Origin of the sequence: Ideonella alba, assembly GCF_018069875.1 — a bacterium.
In the GTDB taxonomy this organism is placed as follows: Bacteria; Pseudomonadota; Gammaproteobacteria; order Burkholderiales; family Burkholderiaceae_C; genus Ideonella; species Ideonella alba.
In genome coordinates this window covers 44,367-68,003 of sequence record NZ_JAGQDF010000007.1, presented here as the reverse complement: position 1 = coordinate 68,003, position 23,637 = coordinate 44,367, and the positions used below count along the sequence as shown (strand labels likewise).

Here is a 23,637-nt window from a genome sequence, read left to right as displayed (position 1 = left end):
TACGATCCACGCCTGACCGTGAAGACCCGCGACCCCGCCCTGGACACCGACCCGACCGCCCTGCAGCCGATGCTGGTGCCGGGTCTGGATGCCCTGACCGACTGGCGCCTCGCGCTGGAGCGCGACCTGGACGCGCTGACCCGCTTCCTGGTCGAGGGCGAATTGCTGTCCAGCGCCGCGCTGCAAAGCGCCCAGTCGCTGCGCCAGCGCCTGGCCACCGACAAGCTGGTGGTGGCCTTCGTCGCCGAGTTCTCGCGCGGCAAAAGCGAGCTGATCAACGCCATCTTCTTCGCCGACGCCGGCCAGCGCGTGCTGCCGGCCACGCCGGGTCGCACCACGATGTGCCCGGTCGAGCTCAGCTGGGACGAGCAGGAGCTGCCCACGCTGGACCTGCTGCCGATCGACACCCGCCGCGAGGGCAGCTCGCTGGCCGAATGGCGCCGGCAGCGCGAGCGCTGGCACCGCGTGCAGCTGGACCCGTCTGACATGGCCGCGCTCTCGCGCGCCGTGGTCGAGGTCACCGCCACCCGCCAGGTCAGCATCGACCAGGCCCGCGCGCTGGGCCTGTGGTCCGACGAGATCGGCGCCGACAACCCGCCGGTGGCCGCCAACGGCCAGGTCGAGGTGCCCGCCTGGCGCCACGCGATCATCAACTTCCCGCACCCGCTGCTGCAGCGCGGCCTGGTGGTGGTGGACACCCCGGGCCTGAACGCCATCGGTGCCGAACCCGAACTGACCCTGGGCCTGCTGCCCAGCGCCCATGCGGCGCTGTTCGTGCTGGGCGCCGACACCGGCGTGACCCGCTCCGACCTGGATGTCTGGACCCAGCACCTGGGCGGCCAGGGCCTGAGTTGCTTCGTCGTGCTCAACAAGGTCGACACCCTGGCCGACCCGCTGGCCACCGAGGAAGACCGCGAGGCGGCCATTGAGCGCCAGTGCGTCACCACCGCCGAGACCCTGCACATCGAGCGAGACCGCGTGTTCCCGGTCTCGGCGCGCATGGCCCTGACCGCCCGCCTGGAGGGCGACGCCGAGCGCCTGGCCGCCAGCCGCCTGCCGGCGCTGGAAGCCGCGCTCACCCAGAGCCTGCTGCCGCAGCGCCAGCAGTTGCTGGGCAAGACCGTGATCGGCGGCGTGCAGTCGCTGCTGGAACACGCCACGCGCCGCCTGCGCGACCAGCGCCGCCACAACGCCGAGCAGATGCTGGAGCTGCGCGGCCTGCGCGGCAAGAGCCAGGGCCGCGTCAACCAGATGCTCACCCGGGTGCGCGCCGACACCGCCGAGTTCGAACGCTGCACCGCCCGCCTGTCGGCGCTGCGCGCGGTGCATGCCCGCATGCTGCGCGGCACGCTGCGCTCGCTCTCCTCCGAGCGCGTGCGCGAGGCGGTCCATGCGCTGCAGCAGACCCTGGGCAGCAGCTGGTTCAACCTGCGCGCGCGCGCCGCCTTCGGCGAGCTGTGCCAGCGCCTGGTGGCCCACATCGACAAGGCCGCCCACGACTGCACCGAGATCGGCCAGATGCTCGAGGCCTCGTTCCACCAGCTCAACGCCGAGTTCGGCTTCTCGCTGGCGCTGGAGCCCGCGCCCGACCTGGCCGCCTTCCGCGAGGAGTTGCAGCTGATCGAGCGCGGCTATGCGCGCTACTTCGGCGTCACCCGCATCGTGCGCATGACGCAGGACGGCTTCAATGAGCAGCTGCAGCGCATGCTGGTGTCCAAGCTGCGCACCGTCTTCGAGACCGCGCAGGGCGAGGTCGAGGCTTGGAACCAGGCCGCATCCTCGATGATCGACAGCCAGTACCGCGAACGCCGGCGCAGCTTCAAGCGCCGCGCCGAGGCGCTGGAGCGCATCCTGCAGGCCACCGGTGAGCTGGAACGCCGCCTGGCCGAGGTCGAGGCCCAGGACCAGCGTTTGCTGGCCCAGGTCGACCAGGCCTATGACCTGGGCACCGCGGTGCGCCAGCGCGCCGAGCGCGGCCCGGCCGCGCTGCCCTCGGCCACCGGCCGCAGCCCGCTGACGCTGGTGCGCAGCGACGGCGCGATGGCCCCCTCGCGCCGCGCGTGAGCGCCCGGCTGCCCGACATCGCCACCCCGCTGGTGGCCTGGCAACGCCAGCACGGCCGCCATGCGCTGCCCTGGCAGGGCACGCGCGACCCGTACCGCGTGTGGCTCTCGGAAATCATGCTGCAGCAGACCCAGGTGAGCACCGTGCTGGGCTACTACGAGCGCTTCCTGCAGCGCTTCCCCGACGTGGCCGCGCTGGCCGCCGCGCCGCAAGATGACGTGCTGACGCTGTGGGCCGGCCTGGGCTACTACAGCCGCGCCCGTAACCTGCACCGCTGCGCGCAGCAGGTGGTGGCGCAGCACGGCGGCGCCTTTCCGCGCAGCGCCCAGGCGCTGCAGGACCTGCCCGGCATCGGCCGCAGCACCGCCGCCGCGATCGCCGCCTTCTGCTGGGACGAGCGGGTGCCCATCCTGGACGGCAACGTGAAGCGCGTGCTGACCCGTGTACTGGCCTTCGAGGGCGACCTGGCCGAGACCCGCGTGGAGCGCGCGCTGTGGGCCCAGGCCCAGGACCTGCTGCCCGCTCAAGGCCAGGACATGCCGGCCTACACCCAGGGCCTGATGGACCTGGGCGCCACGCTGTGCAGCCAGCGCCAGCCGCGCTGCGCCGATTGCCCGCTGCAGGCCCATTGCCGCGCCCGGGCCGAGGACCGCACCGCCGAGTTCCCGCGCAAGACCCGCAAGCTCAAGCGCAGCCGGGTGGCGCTGACCTGGCTGTGGCTGCGCCGCGCCGACGGCGCCCACTGGCTGCTGCCGCGGCCGGCGCGCGGCGTCTGGGCCGGGCTGTGGAGCCTGCCCGAATGCGCCGATGCCGCCGACGCGCAGGCCGCGGTGCAGGGCTGGACCGGCACCGCCACGCCGGGTGAGACCTTCACCCATGTGCTCACCCACCGTGACATGGTCATCACGCCCTGGCAGTTCCGCTTCAGCGGTGAGGCGCCGTCGGCCGAGCAGCTGCAGCACCGCTGGCCCGGGGGGCGCTGGGTGGCATCGGCCGAGCTGGATGCGGTGGGCTTGCCCGCGCCGTTGACGCGCCTCCTGCGGCGCTGATCAGGCGCTGATCAGCCCCTGCTGCAGCAGGAAGGCGTGCACCACCTGCAGCCGCGCCAGCGGGTCGTCCAGCGCCAGCAGGCGCTGGCGGGCCTGCAAGGAGATGGGCAGCAGCTCGCACCAGCGGTGCGCCACCCAGCCGGCGTCATCGGGGCGCGCGGCGCCGGCCAGCCAGTGCGGGTCGCGCGCGGTGATCGCGGGCAGCGCGCGCGTCAGCGCATCGGCCGCGCCTTGCATGGCCGGGCCGGGCGGCTGCGGCGGGTCCTCGGGCAGCCACTGCAGGTCTTCGGCCTGCCACAGGCCCAGCGCCTGCGCGCTGACGCGGCCGAAGCGAAAGCGCCGCCCGCCCTCGCAGCGGATGCGCAGCAGCCCGGGGCGCTCGGCGTCCACGTCGCGCAGCAGCGCCAGCGTGCCCAGCGATTCAAAGCGCACGGCCTCGTCCTGGCCCGGCAGGCGCGCCTCGGTGCCCTGGGTCAGACAGACCACGCCGAAGGGGCTGTTCTCGCGCAGGCAGCGGCCGATCAGGTCCAGGTAACGCGCCTCGAACACCTTCAGCGCCAGCGCGCCGCCGGGGAACAGCACCGCCTGCAGCGGGAACAGCGGCAGGGACTGCGGCAGATCGTTCACGCGGCGGGCGCCAGCTCGCGGTGGCGGCGCAGCGTGGCCACGCGGCCGGCAAAGCGCCGCGCCAGCTGCTCGACGATGTAGACCGAGCGGTGCTGGCCGCCGGTGCAGCCGATGGCCACCGTCAGGTAGCTGCGCTGGTCGTGCTCGAACGAGGGCAGCCAGTGCCGCACGAAGCCGTCGATCATGTCCAGCATCTGCCCCACCTCGGGTTGGGCCTGCAGGTAGTCGGCCACCGGCGCGTCCAGGCCGGTCTGCACGCGCAGCTCGCGGATGTAGAAGGGGTTGGGCAGCACGCGCACGTCGTACACCAGGTCGGCGTCCAGCGGCACGCCGCGCTTGAAGGCGAAGGACTCGAAGACCAGCGTCAGCCGGCTGCCCTCGGCGCCCACCAGGTCACGCACCCAGCTGCGCAGCTGGGCCGGACGCAGCTTGGAGGTGTCCAGCACGGTGGAGCGCTCGCGCAGCTCGGCCAGCAGCGTACGCTCCAGCTCGATGGCCTCGAACAGCGCGCGGTGGGCGTCGCCGTCGATCACCGGCTTGCTCAAGGGGTGCGGGCGGCGGGTTTCGGAAAAGCGCGTCACCAGCTGGGTGGTGGTGGCGTCCAGGAACAGGCTGCGCACCGTCACGCCCTCGGCGCGCAGCTGGTCGAGCACCGGCCCCAGGTGCGGCAGCGATCCGGCGGTGCGCACATCCACCGCGATCGCCATGCGGCGTACGCCGTGTTCGGACTCCACGCGGATGAAGTCGCGCAGCAGCTCGGGCGGCAGGTTGTCGACGCAGAAAAAGCCCGCGTCTTCCAGCGCATGCAGCGCCACCGACTTGCCCGAGCCGGCGGTGCCGGTGACCAGCACCACCTCCCGCTGGGCGGTGACCTCGCGTTCGTCGGCGTCGGAGAGTTCCTGGCTCACCGCGCTTCTCCGGCGCCCTGGCGGATCAGCTCCTGCGCGTGCGCCAGGCTGGTGCCGGCGGCGCGCTCGCCGCCCAGCATGCGGGCCACCTCGGCCACCCGGGCCTCGCCGGCCACCGGGGTGACGCGGCTGAGCGTGCGGCCCGCCTGCTCGGCCTTGGCCACCACATAGTGGCGGTCGGCGCAGGCGGCCACCTGCGGCAGGTGGGTCACGGCCAGCACCTGGGCGCGCTGGCCCAGGCGCTTCATCAGCCGGCCCACGGTGTCGGCCACGGTGCCGCCGACGCCCGAATCGATCTCGTCGAAGATCAGCGTGGCCGGGCCACTGGCCTGGGCCTGCACGGTGGTGACGGCAATCGCCAGCGCCAGGCGCGAGAGCTCGCCGCCCGAGGCCACCTTGGCCAGCGCGCGCGGGGCGCTGCCGGCGTGGCCAGCCACGCGCAGCTCCACGCTTTCCAGGCCGAAGGCCTGCGGCTCGTCCTGGGGCAGCAGCGCGACTTCAAAGCGGCCACCGGCCATGCCCAGCTGCTGCATCGCCTCGGTCACCCGCTCGGCCAGCGGACCGGCGGCCTTCTGGCGGGCGCGGCTGATCTTCCTGGCCTCGGTGCGCCAGGCGGCTTCGGCAGCGTCGGTGCGGGCCTGCAGGCCGTCCAGGTCGGTGGCGTCGTCCAGCGCGCGCAGCGCGGCCTGCCACTCGGCCAGCAGGGCGGGCAGTTCCTCGGGCGGGCGGCGGTAGCGGCGCGCCAGGCTCATCCAGGCCGACAGGCGGGCGTCCAGTTCACCCAGGCGGGCCGGGTCGAGTTCGGCGCGCGACAGGTAGGCGCGCAGCGTGTGCGCGGCGTCGTCGATCTGCGCCTGCGCGTCGCGCAGCGCGACCAGCGCGGGCGACAACCGGGCGTCGAACTCGGCCACGTCGTCCAGCGCGTCGATCGCCCGGGTGGTCAGGCTGCTGGCGCTGGCCTCGTCGTCGTCCAGGTGGGCGGCGGCGCGGCCCACCGCGTCGATCAGCGCCTGGCCATGGGCCAGGCGCTGGTGCTCGGCGTTCAGCTCGGGCCATTCGTCGGCGCCGGGCGCCAGGCGCTCCAGCTCGCCGATCTGCCACTGCAGGCGCTCGCGCTCGCTGGCCAGCTCGCCCTGGCGGGTGCGGGCCTCGGCCAGCGCCTGCGCAGCGCTGCGCCAGTCGGCAAAGGCCTGGGCCATGGCGCGGGTGTCCACGCCGGCCTGTTCGTCCAGCAGGGCGCGCACCGCGGCCGGCCGGGTCAGGCCCTGCCAGGCATGCTGGCCGTGAATGTCCACCAGGTGGTCGGCCGCCTCGCGCAGCTGGGCCACGGTGGCCGGGCTGCCGTTGATGAAGGCGCGGCTCTTGCCCTGGGCATCGACGATGCGGCGCAGCAGCAGCTCGTCGCCACCTTCGAAGCCGGCCTCGTCCAGCCAGCCGGCCAGCGACGCCGGGCTGTCAAAGGTGGCGGTGATCTCGGCGCGGGCGGCGCCTTCACGCACCACCAGCGCCTCGGCGCGCGCGCCCAGCGCCAGCTGCAGCGCGTCGATCAGGATGGACTTGCCGGCACCGGTTTCGCCGGTCAGCACACCAAAGCCCGCGCCGAAATCCAGATCCAGCGCGTCAACGATGACGAAGTCCTTGAGTGTCAGATGCTTGAGCATGTGGCCCTCTGGGCGGGGTGGTTACACCACCCCCTCGTACCAGCGCAGCTTGCGGCGCAGCGTGGCGTAGTAGCTCCAGCCGCGCGGATGCAGAAAGCGCACCGACTGCGCCGAGCGCCGCACCCGCACCTGGTCGCCGTGCAGCAGGCTGGCCAGGCGCTGGGTGTCGAAGCTGGCGCTGGTGTCGCGGCCGTTGACGATGGTGATTTCCACCTCTTGCGAATCGGGCAGCACGATCGGCCGGTTCGACAGTGTGTGCGAGGCAATCGGCACCAGCACCCAGCCGCCGATCGCCGGGTGCAGGATCGGCCCGCCGGCCGACAGCGCATAGGCGGTGGAGCCGGTGGGCGAGGCCAGGATCAGGCCATCGGCGCGCATGTTGGCGACGAATTCGCCGCCAATGTCCACCCGCAGCTCCACCATGCTGGCAAAGGCGCCGCGGCCCACCACCACGTCGTTCAGGGCCAGGCCCTGGAAGATCTGCTCGTCGTCGCGCCAGATGCCGCCTTCGATCATCGAGCGGCGCTCTTCCTCGTAGTCGCCTTCCACGATCGGGCCCAGGGCCTCTTCCCAGTCGGTGGCGCGCACGTCGGTGATGAAGCCTAGCCGGCCCTGGTTGATGCCCACCAGCGGCAGGTTGTAGGCCGCCAGCTCGCGGGCGATGCCCAGCATCGTGCCGTCGCCGCCCACCACCACCGCCAGGTCACAGGCGGCGCCGATCTGCTCGGGCGTGAGCGCGCCGTAGTCGTTCCAGCTGGTGTTGAAGGCGGTGTCCCGGTCGACCGAGACTTCCAGCCCGCGGCGCGACAGGAATTCGGCGATGCGTTCCAGCATCGGCCGGATGCCCTGGGCCTGGTACTTGCCGATCAGCGCGGCATGGCGGAAACGCACGGTCATGGTGTGGGGAATTACACCACAGGGCCCTTGGCGCAACGGGGCCCCGGTGCCCATGTCCGTACAATGAAAAGCATGCTCGACGAGCGCGCCCGTTCCCTGCTGAAAACCCTGGTCGAACGCTACATTGCGGACGGCCAGCCGGTGGGTTCGCGCACGCTGTCCAAGGCCTCGGGGCTGGAGCTGTCGCCCGCCACCATCCGCAACGTGATGGCCGACCTAGAGGACATGGGCCTGATCGTCAGCCCCCACACCTCCGCCGGCCGCGTGCCCACCGCCCGCGGCTACCGGCTGTTCGTCGACACTATGCTGACGGTCCAGCCGCTGCAACTGGACCAGGCCTCCCCCGACATGGCCGCCGCGCGTGACCAGCTGCACCCCGACCAGCCCCAGCGCGTGATCGCCCAGGCGGCGCACCTGCTGTCCAGCCTGTCCAGCTTCGTGGGCGTGGTGACCGCGCCCAAGAAGAGCAGCGTCTTCCACCACATCGAGTTCCTGCGCCTGGGCGAGCGGCGCGTGCTGGTCATCATGGTGGCGCCCGACGGCGACGTGCAGAACCGCGTCATCTTCACCGCCCACGACCACACGCAAAGCGAATTGGTCGAGGCCACCAACTACCTGAACGCCCACTACGCCGGTCTGGCGATCGACGAAGTGCGCGCCCGCCTGAAGAGCGAGATCGACCAGCTGCGCGGCGAGATCGCCACGCTGATGCAGGCCGCGGTGCAGGCCGGCACCGACGCCATTGCCGAGACCCAGGAGCAGGTGGTGGTCAGCGGCGAGCGCAACCTGCTGGGCGTGCAGGACTTCGGCAACGACATGGGCAGCATCCGCAAGATGTTCGACCTGTTCGAGCAGAAGACCCAGCTGATGCGCCTGCTCGACACCTCCAGCCGCGCCGAGGGCGTGCGCATCTTCATCGGCGGCGAAAGCCGCATCGTGCCCTTCGAGGAACTCTCGGTCGTCTCGGCCCCCTACGAAGTGGACGGCCGCATCGTCGGCACCCTGGGCGTCATCGGCCCCACCCGCATGGCCTACGACCGCATGATCCAGATCGTGGACATCACGTCCAAGCTGGTCAGCAACGCCTTGTCGGCGCCGCGCTGAGCCGCGCCGGAGCGGCGGGTTCCCCTGCCTACAATCGCCCCCTTCGGGCCGCTAGCTCAGTCGGTTAGAGCAGAGGACTCATAATCCTTTGGTCCGGGGTTCGAGCCCCCGGCGGCCTACCACCTCATTCGGCGCGGGATGCGACGGGATGAATGTCGGATTTCGCCGAGCCTCATTCGATGCGTGCTGGCCGACCTCGGCATCATGCTTCAAATTCCGACCCAGCTTGGACGGCCTGCGGTCCAGAACTGTGCCCGATCTGCCGCAGGCTTCACTTGCCTTCTACAGCCGGATGTTGACCGGGAAGCGACCGGGCTGGAACAGCATGAAAGCTGGAATAGCCATCGCAAGGCTCTGACTGGGATCACCCCAGAAGTGCATTCCGAAGAGCGTACCGTCCGGTGTCATCACTGGCGATCCGCTGTGGCCGCCCACAGTCGCAGCCTGGAACTGGTAGGCACCGGCGATGATGACTGTGCCGCATCCTGCATACCGCAAGGGGACATTCGCCCACTCCTTGACAAAGATTGCCTGCAAAGGACCGTCGGGTGTGAAGACGAAGCAGTTTTGAGGTTGTCGCGCGCCGGGCTCGACAACGGTAGGCCTGATGCCTTGGGCCGAAAGCCAGTCAACGGGGGTACTTGGGTCCACGAGGGAAATCGCAGCATCAAGACAGGGTTGTCCGTTTGGTGCCATCGGCAGTGGGAAGAACAACTGACCGACCCGCGTGTTCATGCCTCTATCAGCCACATCGGTGGCATTGAAAGCAGCGCACCCCGTCGTCAGAAGTGAAAGCGCGAGGACGTGACGGCATCCGAGGATGTATCGATTCGGTGGTTGATTCGTATCCACGACGGCACAGCAGGCCGCACCAGGAACCCCCTGTTTGGGGTTGTTCCGGTTGAACGCGCGGATCCCATGAGCGAGGTTGACAGCGTGCGGCTTTCCCTTGCCGAGTTCCTCGACGTCAGTTGGGATGGATAGCCGCACTAGTTTTCCATCGCGAATGACCGTGAAGAGCAGGCGGTCGGGAACCGGGCGGGCGATGTTCTTGGTTCGCTTCTTCTTGACAAGCATACCCAGACAAATCGCCTCGGATACGGCGTTAGCGGATTTCTTATACCCCGCGCCAACGGCTATCACGCCGTCAAATCGCTTCAGCAGCGCTGCGCCCTTGGTGCCGCAGACCTCTCTGACCGTAGCGAGTTGCTGTTCCGGCGGGAGTTCGTTCCAGCGCCGGACCGCCGCTGGTGGCGACGCAGGTTTTGGCTTCGTGGCCATCACTTCGCCTCGGTGAGTTTCACGTTCCCAGGCAAGACCTTGGAGCCGGTTTGGTTGGCAACGAACGTGCCGAGGTCAGCCATGGTCACGATGCCGGTGGGCTTGGCGGTCCCTCCGGAGAGCGTAGCGGTTCCTATCAGGTTCGAGTTGTCCTGCTTCAGGCCGGACACCTTCCAAACAGCGCCATCGCTCCCCTTGCGATTTGCCAGCAATTCGTTGACCTTTTTCTCCAAGTCGGCAACGTTGAGCGTTGCGCCGCTACCGCCTCCGGTGAGGTTGTTCGCAGGAGCAGGCGGGACCAACGCTCCATCCGCACCTGATGGGTCGAAGTAGCGCTGCAAGTTCATCGGGGTGTCGCCGGTTGGCTTGGCAACTTCCACGACAACAACCTCGTAGGTGTTGAACGCAATGTTGGTGTACGGGCGCAGGGGGATGTGACGTGTCACCAAGTCGCGTGCGCCGCTGGAGGCCTCGGTCGCGCCGGACACTTCCTTCGGCTTCAGGATCGGATACAGACCAGGAGCTACCACCTGGACTCTGGTGACCTTGACCGTAACCCTCGCGCCAGGCGGGAGTTCAGCGGTTTCAATCGCGCCCTGGGCGCCTCCTCCGGTGAGTTCCCCAGCCGGGAAAATCTTACTCTTGGCGAGCTTGCCCAGCGCGTCGAAGCCAGTCGAGTAGAAATCCAGGAGTGGCTTCACTATGGCACTGTTGTCAACGCGAGCGTCAAGACCATAGAGGCCCCAGCCCTGTGTCATCGTCACGCCAATGTTCGTATTTCCCAGTCCAGGCTTGCCTTGGACAACATACTTCTCTTCGAAGTCAGGCATCCAAACGACGTCGAAGAAGCGCCGGCCTAGCGTCGGCGGAAACAGGGAGGTCGTGTTCGTTACGGAGACGTTGAAGTTGCCGCTGGGTTGAGTACCTGTCGGAGCTGACCCGGCAGAGTCTGGTGCCGATGCCGCGCTGGCGGCGGAAGCCGCGGGGATTGCGGATGCCGGCGCTGCAGCGGTGGCGGAGGTTTCGGTTCCGCCCTGTGCGCTGCCTGTCAGGCCAGGACTGTCTGTCGCCACACCGCGCTTGCGTATGACATTGACGGGAACCCGCGGAGCCTGCTCTTTGCTTAGGTCGGAGCGGAACAGCCCGTCCAGTGCACCCTGGTCGCTGACGTTGTCGACTAGGAGATACTTTCCGTCAGGGGAGAGCTTTCCGGAGACCAGGTAGGGTTTGGAGCCGATGACGAATGGCTCATACACCTGAACGTATGGGCGCGGCAAGTAGAACGGAAGACCTTCAGGCTGCTGTGACCCCTCTGTCACTCTCACAACGCTGACACTGGCACAGCCGGCCAGGGCAAGGACGGACACTGCCAACAGGGCTGGCGTAATGAAGTGGCGGGACATCGATGGCCTCCTAGATTGCTGCATTAGTTTCGATTGGCACCTTCGCCCAGCTCGCAAAGGCAACTGGCGAGCATTTAGAAGCACTTTCACGAAGATTACATCCTCTATCGAGATGAGGGAGCCATGCGTATATACGTCGGGGCGAATCTCGTCGATCAGCGAATCGTGGGATTTGTCGAAGGCGTCGCAGATGACACGGGTGTAGTGGTCTGAGGCGTTGCGGCGCACCAAAGCTTCTTAGTCCGTCCTGACCAACTCGCTTTCAGCCGCCCGCGCCACGGGCACTCAGGCTGTCTGACGCGAGTACGTTGCGGGCGACGAATATGAGCCAGGCAACGAGGGCCAAGCAAAGCGCCCGCAGGTGCCGCAGGATCATCCTCAGGTTGTGCCCGGCGCCGCACAGCAGCGCATGAAGCGCGTCACCATCAGCGCCCTTGAGCCAGTTCTTGCCCAGCAGCCCGTCGGGCTTAATGTGGCCGATCGTCGGCTGCTGCTGCGGGCGATCGGCCGTCTCGGCTTGGCCGGCGTTTAATGCGCCTTGGCGTTGCTGGCATTCGTCGTACATCGGGTCACTGACGCCATGGCGATGGCGCTTGTGGCACCATCGCTGTCAACGCTGCGTCGGGGTTGGGGCTCCGTCGAGTTCGGCAACTGAAATTCGCAGGCCCGACTACATCAAGACCACAAACTCGAAGCTCAGCACCCGCTGATCGCAATCACTCGAATTGGTTTGTATGTCCAAATCGTTCCCCTCGGAAAGAGCCTCGAAAACCACATGGGCGACTGGTTGATAGTCAACCCAATGCGGGCGGAACCTCGCATTAATACTCGCCATCGTTGCTTGTGGTGGTGCGATTTATCAGATTTTGGTGGGCGAAATTGTTGGGGTGAAACGTTAGGCTATTTTCTCCTAACTTCGAGCGGTTTCGCTGACGGAATCTGAATTGCTGCACCTTGGCCCCTTAAGGCAGTCAATATATAGCCGGCCTCGTCAGGTCTGAGGTCTCTGATTGTTGAGCTTAGCGAGCCGTCGCTTGCATTATAACCGTACTGTTTTCGCAGGAAGGCGAGATACTTGACGTTGGCGTCAACCTCTTGATCAAGTTTGACTAGGATGCCTAAGTCATCACTACTGATGACTGCCTGTCGGATGATTTCTGAAATTTTTATCTTGGCTTCTTTGAATTGGCCGTTCAACATGTGTCCAAGTGCCACATTGTATGCGCCTTCAAAGCATTTACACTGTTCTTCCAGTTTTCGACTATGAAACAAGAACTTTCCATATTCTCCTAGTATCCAGGCGGAATCGGCTTTGGCCTCATGATCTTCCGGTTCTGCGTTCGCTATATTTGAAAAAGACGCAATTGAAAGTGTGAAAATAATCTCAGTAAGGATCAGTGAGATGCGCTTGATGTTTGAAAGTCCGCTCACTTTGTTTCATCCCTTATGTGCTCAAGGTCTTTGATGCTGAGATTTCTAATGTCCTCAGGTGTTAAACTTCTTGATTCTATAATTTTTCGCAGCTGATCAAAGTTGGATTCATCGAAGGTGCTCTTGGTTGGGTTGCCAATAATAATCAGATCCGCAATTTCTTGCTTTGTTCCATTGCTTGCTGTGCTGCCGGTGCGCTCTAGCCGAATATTTTCGATACTGGCTGAGTAAGTTATTGCCGCGGTGCTCATGCGCCTGTATTTTTCGGCGCGATCTATCGCTGAGGACACTGGGAGGCTGCTTTCCTTTCGCCTTAGAGCCCATCGGGGGCCGAAGTGATATACAGCCATATACATTAGTTTTGCCATATTTTCGCTCACTCCTGAAGTGAGCATTCCCTCATAAAATACCTCGTGTACGCGTTCCCAATTTTCAAGTCTAGCCTTGCATGCTGAGTCGTGTATAACTGATGAATCGCGATAATTTCCTTCGAAGGGTCCTCCGATGAGGCTCCAAGCAGGCTTAGGAATGGATGCGCCATCAACTATTAGTCCTGTCTTGGCCACCCAAACTTTTTCCTTTGAGTCGATATAGAAGAAGTCCTTTAGTAGTTTCATATTGCGGCCATCATCAAGCCACTCTGCTTGGACTGAGCCTATGAATCGCCCTTTGTCTTGAGCTCCTGCGGGTTTAATGATGCAGAGTAGGGTGAATAGGGTGACGACGGCAATGGTTAGGTTTCGGGCTAGTATTGATTGCTCGAACATTGAATTTCCCCGACTTGGCTTATGCTATAAGGTGAGCGAAGGTAGGTCTGCACAAAACCTACCAGAGCTTTGCAATGCGCTGAACCGATTGAAATGTAATATCGCCAGCCGCAGATTCGCACCATTCGACCGCTTAAGGGCTGCGCAATCTGCGGTGGCGAGGCCCAATTGCCGGACTTCATAGGCACTCAAGCCATCGCTGCCATGAGTTTTCGCCGCGCCAGCCAAGGGCTCGCAAGTCGAAACAGCATATACAACGGCGCTATGTACTTGGCGAGCCCGCGATAGCTTCCTTGGCATGCACGAACTGGCGTCGGACCGCTGGTGTTCGATCCTCGCCCTGATGCCGACCTTGACCCGCTCTAGTTGCTCATCGACTAGATCAATGGGATCGCTTGGGTCCAGCGTTCTGGTCAAGCCAGGTCGCACGTTGATGTGCCAGGTCACGCTTGCACGGGCGTCGGGCCGTTCGCCCGCCCCTTGGTCGCCCGAATTAGCGCCCGCCCCTTGGTCGCCCGAATTAGCAAAAACTTGTTGGCCGCTGCTTCTAAACAGGCACGGCTCGACCTCAACGCCGATGTGGTACTTCATGCCGAAGTACCACTGCTGGCCCTTGCGGCTTTGCTTCATCTCCGGGTCGCGCTCGCCGCTGCTGCTCTTCGTCGAACTTGGTGCGGCGATCAAGGTGGCGTCCACCACCGTACCGCTCTTGGGCATCACGCCCTTGGCTCTCAGCGGGTCGTTGACGGTCTGCAGGATCTTGGCGGCCAGCTTGTGTTTCTCCAGCACATGTCGGAAGCGCAGGATCGTGCTCTCGTCGGGTAGCCGCTCGTCCCAGCCTTCCAGGCCCGCGAACTCGCGAAACACCGGCATGTTGTGCAGCGCCTCATCCATCGCCGGGTCGCTCAGCGCGAACCACTGCTGCATGAAGTGAATGCGCAACATGGTCTCGGGCGAGAACGGCGGGCGACCACGCTTGCCTTCAGGGAGGTAAGGCGACACCAAGGCCACCAGATCAGCCCAGGGCACGACCTTCTCCATCTCGTCCATGAACTCCCTGCGTCGCGTTCTCTTGGCCATCACTCCCAGGCCCGGGCTGTGCTGCGTCATGGACCCTATCGTCTCAGGGCTTCACGTCGGTGCCAAGCACGGCGTGAGGCGATTTATGCCGCCCCCCCTAACTCCGCTTTGTTCCGACATCGAGTTCCGAGTCGTCACCTGCAGAAAAATACACGGACTTAGCTTCCTCGCTTATCGAGAAAACACGAATACCGTCGTCATTTTCGTCACGTGCCAAGAGGCCGCGGTTGGCTAGGATCTTGCCTCGCTTTCCAATCATTTGGTAAGAACAGTCCAACTCAGACGCAATAGCTCCAGCACGCATAGGTTCGCCTTCCTGCGCTAGAGTCTGCAGTATGCCCAATTCCATTCGGGGCAGTAGCAATGCCTCATCGACCGCTGCAATCGTCCCCGCGTACTTCTTCGATAAATTGGTGACGGTGCAGACGCCCTGCCCGCACTTTGGGCATCGCATACCGTAAAGTCTTAATGCTTCAAGCTGCTCAATTGGAAACTTTGTTCTGCAAGATTCACACTGAATCTCCTGGTTCTTGGCAAGGTAGGCAACTAGTAATGCGGTAAAGTCGAATATTCTTTCTACAAAATAGAGGCGGAATTCTCTTTCGCCAGCTGGTCTGCCGAAGGAGATGGTGTACTTGTCACATAGTCCAAAGTTGAGGGCAAAGACAGCGACTTTTCTGCCATCTCGATCGCTCATTTCAAAGTACTTCGTCAGAAAGAAGTTTAGTTCTAATGATGAGAGCAGCGCCTCTTGGGTCACCGGTACATGGAAGTGACTTGTCGGCGGGCGGCCCTTTATCTGTCGGATTACTGAAGAATCATGACTGCGAAGTTCGCGTGCCCTCTTTACGATGGATTCTAGCAGCTCCTTTAGTGAGTAGATTGACGATCTCTCGTTAAAGGATTCATGTAAGAATTTACCGATATAGAAATAGGATTCAACCTTCTCCTCGTAATATTTTCTGGCTGCCTCTGAGATTGCGCGGCGAGATAGTCTTTGTTTGTAGATCAGATGGCTTTCATACAGGAAGTGCATTAAGTAGCCAAGATTGCGCGGATTGCCCATCGTGGCGAAAAATAGAGTACGCCAGATCTCCTGCAGTTCGCCATCGAAATATTCCTCAGGAAGAGTCCCTCTGGCAAAGTGCGAGAGTCGCCCGCGAACTAGCCTTTCTGTAAAGTCTATGGCGCTCTCTTCCATCTTCGTGACATCGGCGAGTCCGTAGAGTCGATACAGATCTAAGTGGATCTCATCAATTTTTGTCTTATCGATTTCTCCATAGTAGACACGACCGGGGTAGGCGGCAATCTTTAGCTTGACAAACTCATCTGACCAGTTATTGAGTGGGGCGAGTAGAACATCAACGACAGTTTTCATCGCGTCGAAGGGGAGTTCGGAGAAGTCGTCTATAAGTAGATATAGATTGCGAATTCCCAAACGCTCCAGTAGTGATTTTAGTCTTGATATTAGTTCGTTGACATCCAGTGAATGCATCAATACATCGCCGAATTCAGTCTCGTTGGTTATATTGGTTGATTGTGATTGATTGTTTGTAGCTTTCGCTCTGAGTTCAGGGCTTGCCGATGCGGCCACATCAAGGCCGTCAATCATCTCCTTCTTTTGGGCGCTCGTGGAGGAGGTCTTTTGCTTAAGATTCTTGATTCCCAAGACGCTGATGAAGCGGCCCTCCGAAGCATCGTCCAATAGTTCATCCAGGGCCTCAAAGAGCTCACTGTGCGAGCGTGTCACCTTCTCCCGAACCCTGGACCACATCGTGCTTTTCACCCGTTTGCTTAGCTCATCCTTTATCGCAAGCACGAATTGCCTCAAGAATTCTCGATGAAGCAGGACACGATGTATGTACTCGCGCGGCATCGCGCCAACCGCCGCCTGTGCTCGTTCGGTAAGGGCTGCGTCAACCTGTGAAGACTCGTACAACGTCTTGATATCGATATACGCGCTGGTCTGGTGCTTGACCTTGCGTAGCTCGTACTGCAAGCGTTGGAAGATGGTCGACTTGCCGGTACCCTTTCGACCAATGAGGAAGGTCGTGTTGGGTCGAAGCATCGTTACGAAAATCTGTTGCTCGGGAAGTGGATCCACGTACAACGCCTCTATCAGTGAATTCCCCTTGTCAGGGTCAGTCAGATCGGCACGTCGATAGAGTCGGAGCGATTGAGCCGCGTCGTTAAAGCCCTTGAGGGCGTCTTTGGATAAGTTCGTCATGCGGTACGTTCCCTGATTGGTCGCAGCAGTATGGCTGACGCTTGGCGCGTTGCGCAACTTGCAAGCAGGGAGTTGCTGATTACTCATCCCACAGACCCCGGCTCACACCCGGGGTCTTTTCGTTTCATCCACCCACCCACCTCAAAGGAGCTACCCCGCCCATGCCCTTCCTCGTCTTCGTCCTGATCGTCGGCGCCGCCGCGGTCCTGCTGCGTCTCGGCGCGCTGTCCGCCGCGTTCGCCCTGGCCAAGGTCGGCCTGGTCGTCCTGACGCTGATCCTCGCGGCCCTGATCGCGTGGCTCGTCGTCCTTCGCGGGAGGCGACCGTGACCCGATCTAGACGACGCCCCCCGTCTCATCCACCGCCACCGGCCCCCGCGGAGAGATCCCCGGGGGTCCTTTCATTTGGAGGGTTCATTCATGCAAGTGATTCGATCGCGCGAGCGGATCGAGCAGGTCCATCCGCCGTCGCTGCGCGCGACGCTGCTGCTGCGGGCCGCCGAGGCCGAGGAGTTCGTCGACGACTTCTCGGAGCTGGTGAGCTTCATCCTGATCGAGCCCGGCGTCGCCCCGTCGGACCTGTCGGGTGAGTTGGGTCGGGAGGTCCACCTGATCACACCGGACGCATCGGAAATCGTCGGCGACCACCTGGCGCTGGTCTACGTGCTGAGCGACGACGGGGCCGGCGCGTCGGTGTTCGTTCGTATCGACCCAGCAGAAGCCGCTCAGCTCAACCCGATATCGCACAAGCCTTCGTGGGCGTTCCGAGAACGCCAAGATCGATAACAGCCAGCAAGAGCCGCAAGGCGACCGTCCGGGCTTAACCTGTAACAGCCTCGTGGCGACCCGCGGGCAGCGATCTGGCGATCGCACGGCTGGGGCTATGGCCCAGCCTATCCCTGCACGCGTGCCAATTCGAAGTGCCCGCCACTCGGCCTGGCAAAGTGGCCGCCCCAGAAGAAGCCGAACTCATGGGCCACCGGTACCAGCGGGTAGACGCAACCGGGCTGCTTCAGGGCGGCCGGTGCAGCGCCGTTGCGATTGAACACGGCGTTGATATCGAACGCTGTTCCAAAGGCGTGCCGTGACAGCACCTTTCGGTGGGCCTGACCTCGGGCAAAGCGTATGCGGTAGGCGCCGTCGAAGCTCAGGATCAGGTGCAGCAGCCCACGGTCCTCCCAGGCTTGCCAGAGTGCCTGCAAGGCCGTGGCGCCCCGCTGATGAAACCAGATGCCGGCACCCCTGGGTGCGCCGTGGACGCCAACCAACTGCGGGATGACGACCCTGACCAACTGATCATCGGTCCAGTCGTTGGTCACCTCGATGGCATCCGGGTAGCCGGGGGCTGGCGACGCCACGAACGCCATCGGGCCAAACAGTGCCTGCCGGACGGCGGTGGACACCAGTGGCGGAAAGCTGGGCCGCCCAGGGTAGTCAGGATCCAGCGTCGTCTGGCTCAGCATGTCCACATGCAGCATCGTGACGCGGTCGTCAGGTCGAGCCTCAGGCTGTTCGTCACGCGCGGGCGCGGTGTGCGGTTCAGCTGCGGCCGTGGCGGTGTCTGGCGCTCTGTCAGTCAGCCACTTGCGATCAGGCATGTCGTCTGCCTCCCTGGAGGTGGCGGGGCACTGGGTCACGATGGCGGGTGACCTGCCTTGACAGACCCACGGCCAACGTGTCCATCATGCGTCTGGCCCCGGCTGGGGCAATCCCGCAAGCCAGGGATGCAAGTACCAGCCAGTGCGTCAGTCCCAAACGCCACCTGGCAGCCAAGACCGGCTGTCGGATGTGCAGGGCTCGAACACCATCCACAGAACCGCCCCCAGGCAGCGCTCAACCGTTCGCCGTGTCGACAGATCACCTCCCGCGCGCAGCCTGCATGGCCCTGTGGGCCGCAAAGGCCGCCAGCGTGGCGCTGTCAGGTGAGCCGTAGTCGATGAACTTCAGCGGTGTCTTGGCCAACCAGAGCGAATGGTCCTGCAGTGTGCGCTCCGGCCAATAGGGCAGCGCGCCTTCCAGTTGGTAGACCAGATCGTTGAGTGAACCGATGACGCGGCGGTTCTCGGTCTTGCCGATGGTCCAGGTCTGCATGGCGCGGCACTCGGCCGCGGCATCTTCGGCGGGCACGCCCACGGCCTGCAGCATGGGTTCCACCGCGGTGACGATGCGCTGCACCAGCGTTTTGCCTTCACGTGCGGGGACCACCACCGGCAGCAGGCTGCGCTCGCTGACCGCCAGCACCACCTGAACGCGGCCAGCGCGAACGAGATGGGCGTACCAGGCGCCCAGGACGTTGTCCGTGGGTGCGGTCTCCACATCTGGTTTGGCGTTCAGGCGGCTGAGCAGCTTCTGGGTGCAGCGAAGGACAAACACGGTGACAGGGTGGGGTGAGGTCAGCGCACAGTATCCACGCAGCCCTCGGGGGCGGCGGTCTGGGCGGGCCTGGCCGCGGCACGGTGCATGGACTCCTCAGGCGCTCGCAGAGGGTGGCAAGATGCTCTCAACCACTGGAGACCGCCATGAACCTGGGTGAACTGCAGGCCGAACTGCGCCACTTCGCGGCCGAGCGCGATTGGCAGCCGTTTCATACGCCCAAGAACCTGGCGATGGCGCTGATGGTGGAGGCGGCTGAACTGGCCGAGATTTTCCAGTGGCAGACGCCGGAGCAGTCGCGTGGGGTGCCCGAGCAGGCCGAGCTGCGACAGCGGGTGGGCGAGGAGCTGGCCGATGTGCTGCTGTACCTGCTGCAGCTGGCCGACCATTGCCAGGTGGACCTGCCGCTGGCGGTGCGCGACAAGCTGGCGAAGAACGCGCAGAAGTACCCCGCGAAGCAACGCATCGCGCGGACGCTGGCGCCCCAGGTGGCCGCCGCCGGGGCGCATGTGCTGCTGGATTTCGAAAACGTCCAGCCCACCGACGCCGAGCTGCGGGACCTGGTGCCGCAGGCCAGCCAGGTCTGGGTGTTCCACGGACCGCATCAGCGCCAGGTGGCGAAGCGCTTTGCGTCGTTCGGCCAGCACGCCACGGCAGTGCCGATCAGCAAGACCGGCAAGAACGCGCTGGACTTTCATCTGTCGTTCTACATGGGCTACATCGCCTCGCGCAACCCCGAGGCGCCGATGATCGTGGTGGCCAACGACAAGGGCTACGAGCCGATGCTGGAGCACGCCCAGGCGATGGGCTTCGTGGTGCGCCGCCAGCCCTTCCCGCCGATCACGGCGCCGGCCGGGCAGCCTGCTGCCAAGAAGACGGCGGCGCGCAAGCGGCCCGCCGGGCAGGCCAGTGCGAAGACCAGCGCCGCCAGGAAGACCACGGCGAAGGCCACCCCCGCGACCAAGACCCCCACCGCCGCACCGGTTGCCCCTGCCGTGGCGCCCCAGGCCCGCACCCAGGCGGCTCGCCCGACCCGCGCTGCGCCGCGGGTGGCGCCGGCCCTTGCGCCCACGCCTGCGCCTGCACCCCAGCCCCAATCCGCGCCCGCGCCTGCGAAGCGCAGCGCCGCCACGCCGGCAGCGCCCGCCAAGGCGCCGAAGAAGACGCCGGCCCCGAAGCCGCAGCCCGCCCAAGCTGCACCTGCCAAGCCCGCACCTGCCAAGCCCGCACCCGCCAAGCCCGCACCCGCCAAGCCCGCACCTGCCAAGCCCGCACCTGCCAAGCCCGCACCTGCCAAGCCCGCACCTGCCAAGCCCACAGCCGCCAGAAAGGCCGCAACGCCGCGGCGCACGAACGCGGCCGCGGCCGCGCCCGTGGCCCCCGCCGCTTCGCCAAGACAGGCCAAGGCGCCCGCTGCCCAGCCGCCGTCTGCGCCGCGCGTGGCGGTGACCGCCCAGGACCTGCAGCGGATCACCGATCAATTGCTCAAAACCGGCGATAAGCGTCCCACCCGGATGGGCCGCCTGAGGGGTCTGCTGAAGTCGCTGCTGTCGGCGCAGACAGGGGATGCGGTGATCGAGGTGGCGATCAACGCGCTGGTGGCGGCGGGCACGGTGGCGGTGGGCCCCGACAACGCCGTGCGCTACCCGCGTTTCGAGGCTGGCGCGGCGGCCAAGCGCTAGGAGCGGGTCCTACACTGCCCCCATGCCCACCTCCCTGAAGACCCTCGAGTCGTTCAGCACCGCACTCCTCACCCTCGACGAGCTGCCCCCCACCGCCTCGCCCGCCCGGCTGATGTCCGACGGCATGGCCGCGCTGCGGGCGCTGGTGCCCTTTGATGCGGCCTGGTGGGGCGAATGCTCGGGCGGCATGGACGGCCTGGCGCCGCGCAACTGGTTGAGCGGGCGGCTGAACCTGGGGGCCGACTTCGCGCGCGAGTGGAACCGCATCGGGGCGGTGGACCGCTTTGCGGCGGCGTCGATGCAGCAGCTGGATGCGGCCGTGTGGTCCAGCGGCTATGCCGACCCCGAGCCGGCGGTGGAGGCCTTTGCCACGCGCCATGACCTGTTCCATGCGTTGGCGATCACGCGGGCGCTGCCGGGCAGCGGGCTGATGCACTTCATCGCGCTGTACCGCGGCCAGCAGGCGCCGGCCTTCGAGGCGGCGCAGCGGCGCCTGTTCGAGCTGTTCAGCGCGCACCTGATGCAGCGCTGGAGCCGGCGCGTGACCGCGCTGCTGGGCCAGGCCCGGGCGGGTGCTGACGCGCATGCGCTGGTGGACGCGGCGGGCGAGTTCGTCTACCTGGATGCGCGTCTGGGGTTGTGGCTGCGCGAGCGCTTTCCGGCCTGGCAGGGCACGCAGTTGCCGGCCGAGCTGACCGCGGGCTTGGGGGCAGGGGCCACGTCGCTGCGCGTGGGGCGCCGACGCCTGTCGCTGCAGCGCTGTGGCGAGCTGTGGCTGCTGGGCCTGGCGCCGCAGCGCCGGGCGCCGCTGCTGCCGCCGCGTGAGCTGGGGGTGGCGCTGCTCTACGCACATGGCCACACCCACAAGCAGATCGCCCGCGAACTGGGCCTGAGCCCCAGCACCGTGCGCACCTACCTGCGCGATGCCTACCAGCGCCTGGGCGTCAGCACCAAGGCCGCGCTGGCGCGGCGGCTGGAGGGGCAGGCGCTGCCTGCCAAGAAGCCTTGACCCTCCTCAATTGAGGAGGTTGGTGCACGCCCGTTCTGCCTACCGTTGCCAGGCCATGTCTGGAACAACGGAGGAGCAATGACATCGAGCAAGACGATCGCGGCGGTGGCCGCGCTGGCCCTGGTGGCCGCGCTGGCCGCCGGCTGCAGTGGTGGTGGCGGTGGCGGCGAGGCGCCGGCCGACCTGGTGCTGCGCAGCGGCAAGGTGGTGACCATGGACAACGGCCGGCGCATCGCCCAGGCGGTGGCGGTGCGCGAGGGGCGCATCGTCGTCGTCGGCAGCGATGCCGAGGTGATGCCCTACGTCGGCCAGAAGACCCAGGTGGTGGACCTGGGCGGGCGCATGCTGATGCCCGGCTTCATCGATGCCCACCTGCACGCGCTGGCCGGTGGCCGCGCGCTGCTGCTGTGCGACCTGGCCTATGCGCCACTCACGCGCAGCCAGCTGGCGGCCCGGCTGCAGGCCTGCGTGGACGCCACACCCGAGGCAGGTCCCGATGTCTGGCTGGAGGCGGTGAACTGGGACCGCCAGTCCACCTCGGCGCTGGACGCCGACCCCACGCGCGCCCTGCTCGATGGGCTGAACACCACGCGGCCGATCGCGGTGACCTCGTCCGACTTCCACACCGTGCTGGCCAACTCGCGCGCGCTGGCGCTGGCGGGTGTCAGCGCTGCCACCCCCGACCCGTCCGGCGGCAAGTTCCTGCGCGACGGCAGCGGTGTGCCCACCGGCATCTGCGAAGACGCGGCGGGCTTCCAGCTCAAGGCCGCCATCCCGCCCGACAGCGAGGCCGACCAGCTCAAGCAGGGCCGCGCCGCGCTGGCCGCGCTGCGCGAGCAGGGCATCACCAGCTTCATGGACGCCGCCGCGGGTGAGCCGCACCTGCGCGTCTTCCAGGCGCTGCGCGCCAGCGGGGAGCTCACCGCGCGCGTGCAGCTGGCGCTGAACCTGGACCCGGCCGAGGCCACGGCCCAGCCCGCGCAGGCAATCGCCGAGGCCCAGGCGCTGGCGCAGGGCACGGCGCGCAACGTGGACACGCCCGCGCCGGCGGTGCGTGCGCGCTGGGTGAAGGCCTTCGTCGATGGCGTGGTGAATGCACCGGCCGACACCGGCGCGCTGCTCAGCCCCTACCTGCAGAACGCGGGCACCGATGCCGCGCCGCGCTGGGTGCCGGGCAGCAACCTGGGCCAGCTCTACTACAGCAGCACCACGCTGCAGGCCCTGCTGGGCGCCGCCGCCGATGCCGGTATGGACCTGCATTTCCACGCCACCGGCGAGCGCGCGGTGCGCACCGCGCTGGACAGCGTGGCCGCGGTGCGCCGGGCCCGTCCGGGCGCCGACATGCGCCCGGCCATCGCCCACGACGAGACCGTGGCCGTGGCCGACTACCCGCGCTTCGCGGCGCTGGACGTGATGGCCACGATGTCCTTCCAGTGGGCGCAGCGCGCGCCGTACTCCATTGGTGACACCGAGAACCACCTGGGGCCTGACCGCTTCGCCCGCATGGAGCCCTCGGGCAGCCTGCGCCGCGCCGGTGCCCGCGTGGTGCACGGCAGCGACTGGCCGATCGACCCGTTCGACACCTTTCTGGCGCTGAAGATCGGCGTGACGCGCTCGGGCGACCCCACCAACCCGCACAGCGCCGCCTTCATTGCGCCGGTGTTCGAAGGGCCGATCAACGCCGACCCGGGCCTGTCGCGTGACGACGTGCTGGCCGCCATCACCCGCAACGCCGCGCACCAGCTGCGCATGGAGCAGCAGCTGGGCACGATCGAGGTGGGCAAGCTGGCCGACCTGATCGTGCTGGAAAAGGACTTCCTGAGCGTGCCCGACGAGGCGCTGGGCCGCAACCGCGTGCTGATGACGGTGGTGGGTGGCCAGCCGGTGCATGCGGTGGGTGCCTTCGACGGCCTGGTGGCCGGCCAGCGCCAGCAGCTCAACGCCCGCGCCAAGGTGCTCAGCGCGCGCGGCTCGGCCGGGCATGTGATCCCGTCCACCGTGCCCGGGGCGCCGCACGGCCACGGCGACGGTCACAACCACTGAGCACGTGCCGGGGGGCCGCTGGGCTGTGAAGC

General features: G+C 65.9%; 19 protein-coding genes, 1 tRNA gene and 3 pseudogenes. 10 read left to right on the top strand and 13 right to left on the bottom strand.

Annotated features, from left to right (window positions below):
* The first annotated feature begins 18 nt into the window (after positions 1 to 18).
* Positions 19 to 2,064: a dynamin family protein gene (locus KAK07_RS13400; protein ID WP_310740733.1), complete on the top strand. Its 2,046-nt coding sequence runs from the start codon at positions 19 to 21 to the stop codon at positions 2,062 to 2,064.
* Complete coding sequence (mutY, locus tag KAK07_RS13395) at positions 2,061 to 3,113, top strand: A/G-specific adenine glycosylase (RefSeq protein ID WP_310740732.1); 1,053 nt, start codon at positions 2,061 to 2,063, stop codon at positions 3,111 to 3,113. Before KAK07_RS13400 ends, mutY begins: the two co-directional genes overlap by 4 nt.
* On the opposite strand, the gene KAK07_RS13390 is transcribed toward mutY, so the two are convergent.
* The 4 genes from KAK07_RS13390 to KAK07_RS13375 are packed head-to-tail and all read right to left on the bottom strand — an operon-like array spanning position 3,114 to position 7,206.
* Complete coding sequence (locus KAK07_RS13390; protein WP_310740731.1) at positions 3,114 to 3,740, bottom strand: LON peptidase substrate-binding domain-containing protein; 627 nt, start codon at positions 3,738 to 3,740, stop codon at positions 3,114 to 3,116. It lies immediately after the preceding gene.
* Positions 3,737 to 4,648: an RNase adapter RapZ gene (gene rapZ / locus KAK07_RS13385; protein WP_310740730.1), complete on the bottom strand. Its 912-nt coding sequence runs from the start codon at positions 4,646 to 4,648 to the stop codon at positions 3,737 to 3,739. Before rapZ ends, KAK07_RS13390 begins: the two co-directional genes overlap by 4 nt.
* Complete coding sequence (gene recN / locus KAK07_RS13380) at positions 4,645 to 6,309, bottom strand: DNA repair protein RecN (RefSeq protein ID WP_210861319.1); 1,665 nt, start codon at positions 6,307 to 6,309, stop codon at positions 4,645 to 4,647. Before recN ends, rapZ begins: the two co-directional genes overlap by 4 nt.
* 21 nt (positions 6,310 to 6,330) lie before the next feature.
* A complete protein-coding gene (locus tag KAK07_RS13375; RefSeq protein ID WP_210861317.1) occupies positions 6,331 to 7,206 on the bottom strand; it encodes an NAD kinase in 876 nt (291 codons plus the stop codon).
* Between the two features lie 72 nt (positions 7,207 to 7,278).
* On the opposite strand from KAK07_RS13375, the gene hrcA reads away from it, so the two are divergent.
* Both hrcA and KAK07_RS13365 read left to right on the top strand, forming a co-directional pair.
* Positions 7,279 to 8,310 (top strand): heat-inducible transcriptional repressor HrcA, encoded by a 1,032-nt coding sequence (gene hrcA / locus KAK07_RS13370; RefSeq protein ID WP_210861315.1) that lies wholly within the window; start codon positions 7,279 to 7,281, stop codon positions 8,308 to 8,310.
* Between the two features lie 45 nt (positions 8,311 to 8,355).
* A tRNA-Ile gene (locus KAK07_RS13365) sits at positions 8,356 to 8,432 on the top strand.
* A gap of 160 nt (positions 8,433 to 8,592) precedes the next feature.
* On the opposite strand, the gene KAK07_RS13360 is transcribed toward KAK07_RS13365, so the two are convergent.
* The 7 genes and pseudogenes from KAK07_RS13360 to KAK07_RS13330 form a co-directional block, all read right to left on the bottom strand.
* A complete protein-coding gene (locus KAK07_RS13360; protein ID WP_210861313.1) occupies positions 8,593 to 9,591 on the bottom strand; it encodes a hypothetical protein in 999 nt (332 codons plus the stop codon).
* Positions 9,591 to 10,994, bottom strand: coding sequence for a YgdI/YgdR family lipoprotein (locus KAK07_RS13355; RefSeq protein ID WP_210861311.1), 1,404 nt, complete (start codon positions 10,992 to 10,994; stop codon positions 9,591 to 9,593). Before KAK07_RS13355 ends, KAK07_RS13360 begins: the two co-directional genes overlap by 1 nt.
* A gap of 262 nt (positions 10,995 to 11,256) precedes the next feature.
* Positions 11,257 to 11,481, bottom strand: a pseudogene (locus KAK07_RS25340) (IS5/IS1182 family transposase); the annotation flags it as partial.
* Positions 11,482 to 11,894: 413 nt separating this feature from the next.
* Complete coding sequence (locus KAK07_RS13345) at positions 11,895 to 12,425, bottom strand: hypothetical protein (RefSeq protein WP_210861310.1); 531 nt, start codon at positions 12,423 to 12,425, stop codon at positions 11,895 to 11,897.
* Positions 12,422 to 13,192, bottom strand: coding sequence for a DUF1353 domain-containing protein (locus tag KAK07_RS13340; RefSeq protein WP_210861308.1), 771 nt, complete (start codon positions 13,190 to 13,192; stop codon positions 12,422 to 12,424). Before KAK07_RS13340 ends, KAK07_RS13345 begins: the two co-directional genes overlap by 4 nt.
* Before the next feature lie 188 nt (positions 13,193 to 13,380).
* Positions 13,381 to 14,302, bottom strand: a pseudogene (locus tag KAK07_RS13335) (IS5 family transposase).
* Positions 14,303 to 14,369: 67 nt separating this feature from the next.
* Positions 14,370 to 16,586: a hypothetical protein gene (locus KAK07_RS13330; protein WP_210861307.1), complete on the bottom strand. Its 2,217-nt coding sequence runs from the start codon at positions 16,584 to 16,586 to the stop codon at positions 14,370 to 14,372.
* Between the two features lie 74 nt (positions 16,587 to 16,660).
* Between KAK07_RS13330 and KAK07_RS13325 the strand changes: the two genes are divergently transcribed.
* Both KAK07_RS13325 and KAK07_RS13320 read left to right on the top strand, forming a co-directional pair.
* A complete protein-coding gene (locus tag KAK07_RS13325; RefSeq protein ID WP_210861305.1) occupies positions 16,661 to 16,828 on the top strand; it encodes a hypothetical protein in 168 nt (55 codons plus the stop codon).
* 90 nt (positions 16,829 to 16,918) lie between these two features.
* The gene (locus KAK07_RS13320; protein ID WP_210861303.1) at positions 16,919 to 17,284 is read left to right on the top strand and encodes a hypothetical protein; all 366 of its coding nucleotides are present in this window, start codon (positions 16,919 to 16,921) and stop codon (positions 17,282 to 17,284) included.
* A 107-nt stretch (positions 17,285 to 17,391) separates the two neighbouring features.
* Here KAK07_RS13320 and KAK07_RS13315 read toward each other — a convergent pair whose 3' ends face one another.
* Together KAK07_RS13315 and KAK07_RS13310 are read right to left on the bottom strand one after the other, a co-directional pair.
* Positions 17,392 to 18,096, bottom strand: a complete 705-nt coding sequence (locus KAK07_RS13315; RefSeq protein WP_210861302.1) for a M15 family metallopeptidase — start codon at positions 18,094 to 18,096, stop codon at positions 17,392 to 17,394.
* A gap of 259 nt (positions 18,097 to 18,355) precedes the next feature.
* The gene (locus KAK07_RS13310) at positions 18,356 to 18,871 is read right to left on the bottom strand and encodes a DUF6933 domain-containing protein (protein ID WP_210861300.1); all 516 of its coding nucleotides are present in this window, start codon (positions 18,869 to 18,871) and stop codon (positions 18,356 to 18,358) included.
* A 146-nt stretch (positions 18,872 to 19,017) separates the two neighbouring features.
* Here KAK07_RS13310 and KAK07_RS25920 point away from each other — a divergent pair.
* The 4 genes and pseudogenes from KAK07_RS25920 to KAK07_RS13295 all read left to right on the top strand — a co-directional run.
* Positions 19,018 to 19,323 (top strand): annotated as a pseudogene (locus KAK07_RS25920) (nucleotide pyrophosphohydrolase); the annotation flags it as partial.
* A 36-nt stretch (positions 19,324 to 19,359) separates the two neighbouring features.
* Positions 19,360 to 20,553 (top strand): PIN domain-containing protein, encoded by a 1,194-nt coding sequence (locus KAK07_RS25785; protein ID WP_375141227.1) that lies wholly within the window; start codon positions 19,360 to 19,362, stop codon positions 20,551 to 20,553.
* Between the two features lie 22 nt (positions 20,554 to 20,575).
* Complete coding sequence (locus KAK07_RS13300; RefSeq protein ID WP_210861298.1) at positions 20,576 to 21,562, top strand: helix-turn-helix transcriptional regulator; 987 nt, start codon at positions 20,576 to 20,578, stop codon at positions 21,560 to 21,562.
* Positions 21,563 to 21,640: 78 nt separating this feature from the next.
* Positions 21,641 to 23,605, top strand: coding sequence for an amidohydrolase (locus tag KAK07_RS13295; protein WP_210861296.1), 1,965 nt, complete (start codon positions 21,641 to 21,643; stop codon positions 23,603 to 23,605).
* The last annotated feature ends 32 nt before the right edge of the window (positions 23,606 to 23,637 follow it).

Bases quoted from the DNA above. Each gene is read 5' to 3' on its own strand.
- recN (WP_210861319.1), bottom strand. From the start codon at position 6,309: ATGCTCAAGCATCTGACACTCAAGGACTTCGTCATCGTTGACGCGCTG.
- KAK07_RS13375 (WP_210861317.1), bottom strand. From the start codon at position 7,206: ATGACCGTGCGTTTCCGCCATGCCGCGCTGATCGGCAAGTACCAGGCC.
- hrcA (WP_210861315.1), top strand. From the start codon at position 7,279: ATGCTCGACGAGCGCGCCCGTTCCCTGCTGAAAACCCTGGTCGAACGC.
- KAK07_RS13360 (WP_210861313.1), bottom strand. From the start codon at position 9,591: ATGGCCACGAAGCCAAAACCTGCGTCGCCACCAGCGGCGGTCCGGCGC.
- KAK07_RS13355 (WP_210861311.1), bottom strand. From the start codon at position 10,994: ATGTCCCGCCACTTCATTACGCCAGCCCTGTTGGCAGTGTCCGTCCTT.
- KAK07_RS13340 (WP_210861308.1), bottom strand. From the start codon at position 13,192: ATGTTCGAGCAATCAATACTAGCCCGAAACCTAACCATTGCCGTCGTC.
- KAK07_RS13330 (WP_210861307.1), bottom strand. From the start codon at position 16,586: ATGAGTAATCAGCAACTCCCTGCTTGCAAGTTGCGCAACGCGCCAAGC.
- KAK07_RS13325 (WP_210861305.1), top strand. From the start codon at position 16,661: ATGCCCTTCCTCGTCTTCGTCCTGATCGTCGGCGCCGCCGCGGTCCTG.
- KAK07_RS13320 (WP_210861303.1), top strand. From the start codon at position 16,919: ATGCAAGTGATTCGATCGCGCGAGCGGATCGAGCAGGTCCATCCGCCG.
- KAK07_RS13315 (WP_210861302.1), bottom strand. From the start codon at position 18,096: ATGCCTGATCGCAAGTGGCTGACTGACAGAGCGCCAGACACCGCCACG.
- KAK07_RS13300 (WP_210861298.1), top strand. From the start codon at position 20,576: ATGCCCACCTCCCTGAAGACCCTCGAGTCGTTCAGCACCGCACTCCTC.
- KAK07_RS13295 (WP_210861296.1), top strand. From the start codon at position 21,641: ATGACATCGAGCAAGACGATCGCGGCGGTGGCCGCGCTGGCCCTGGTG.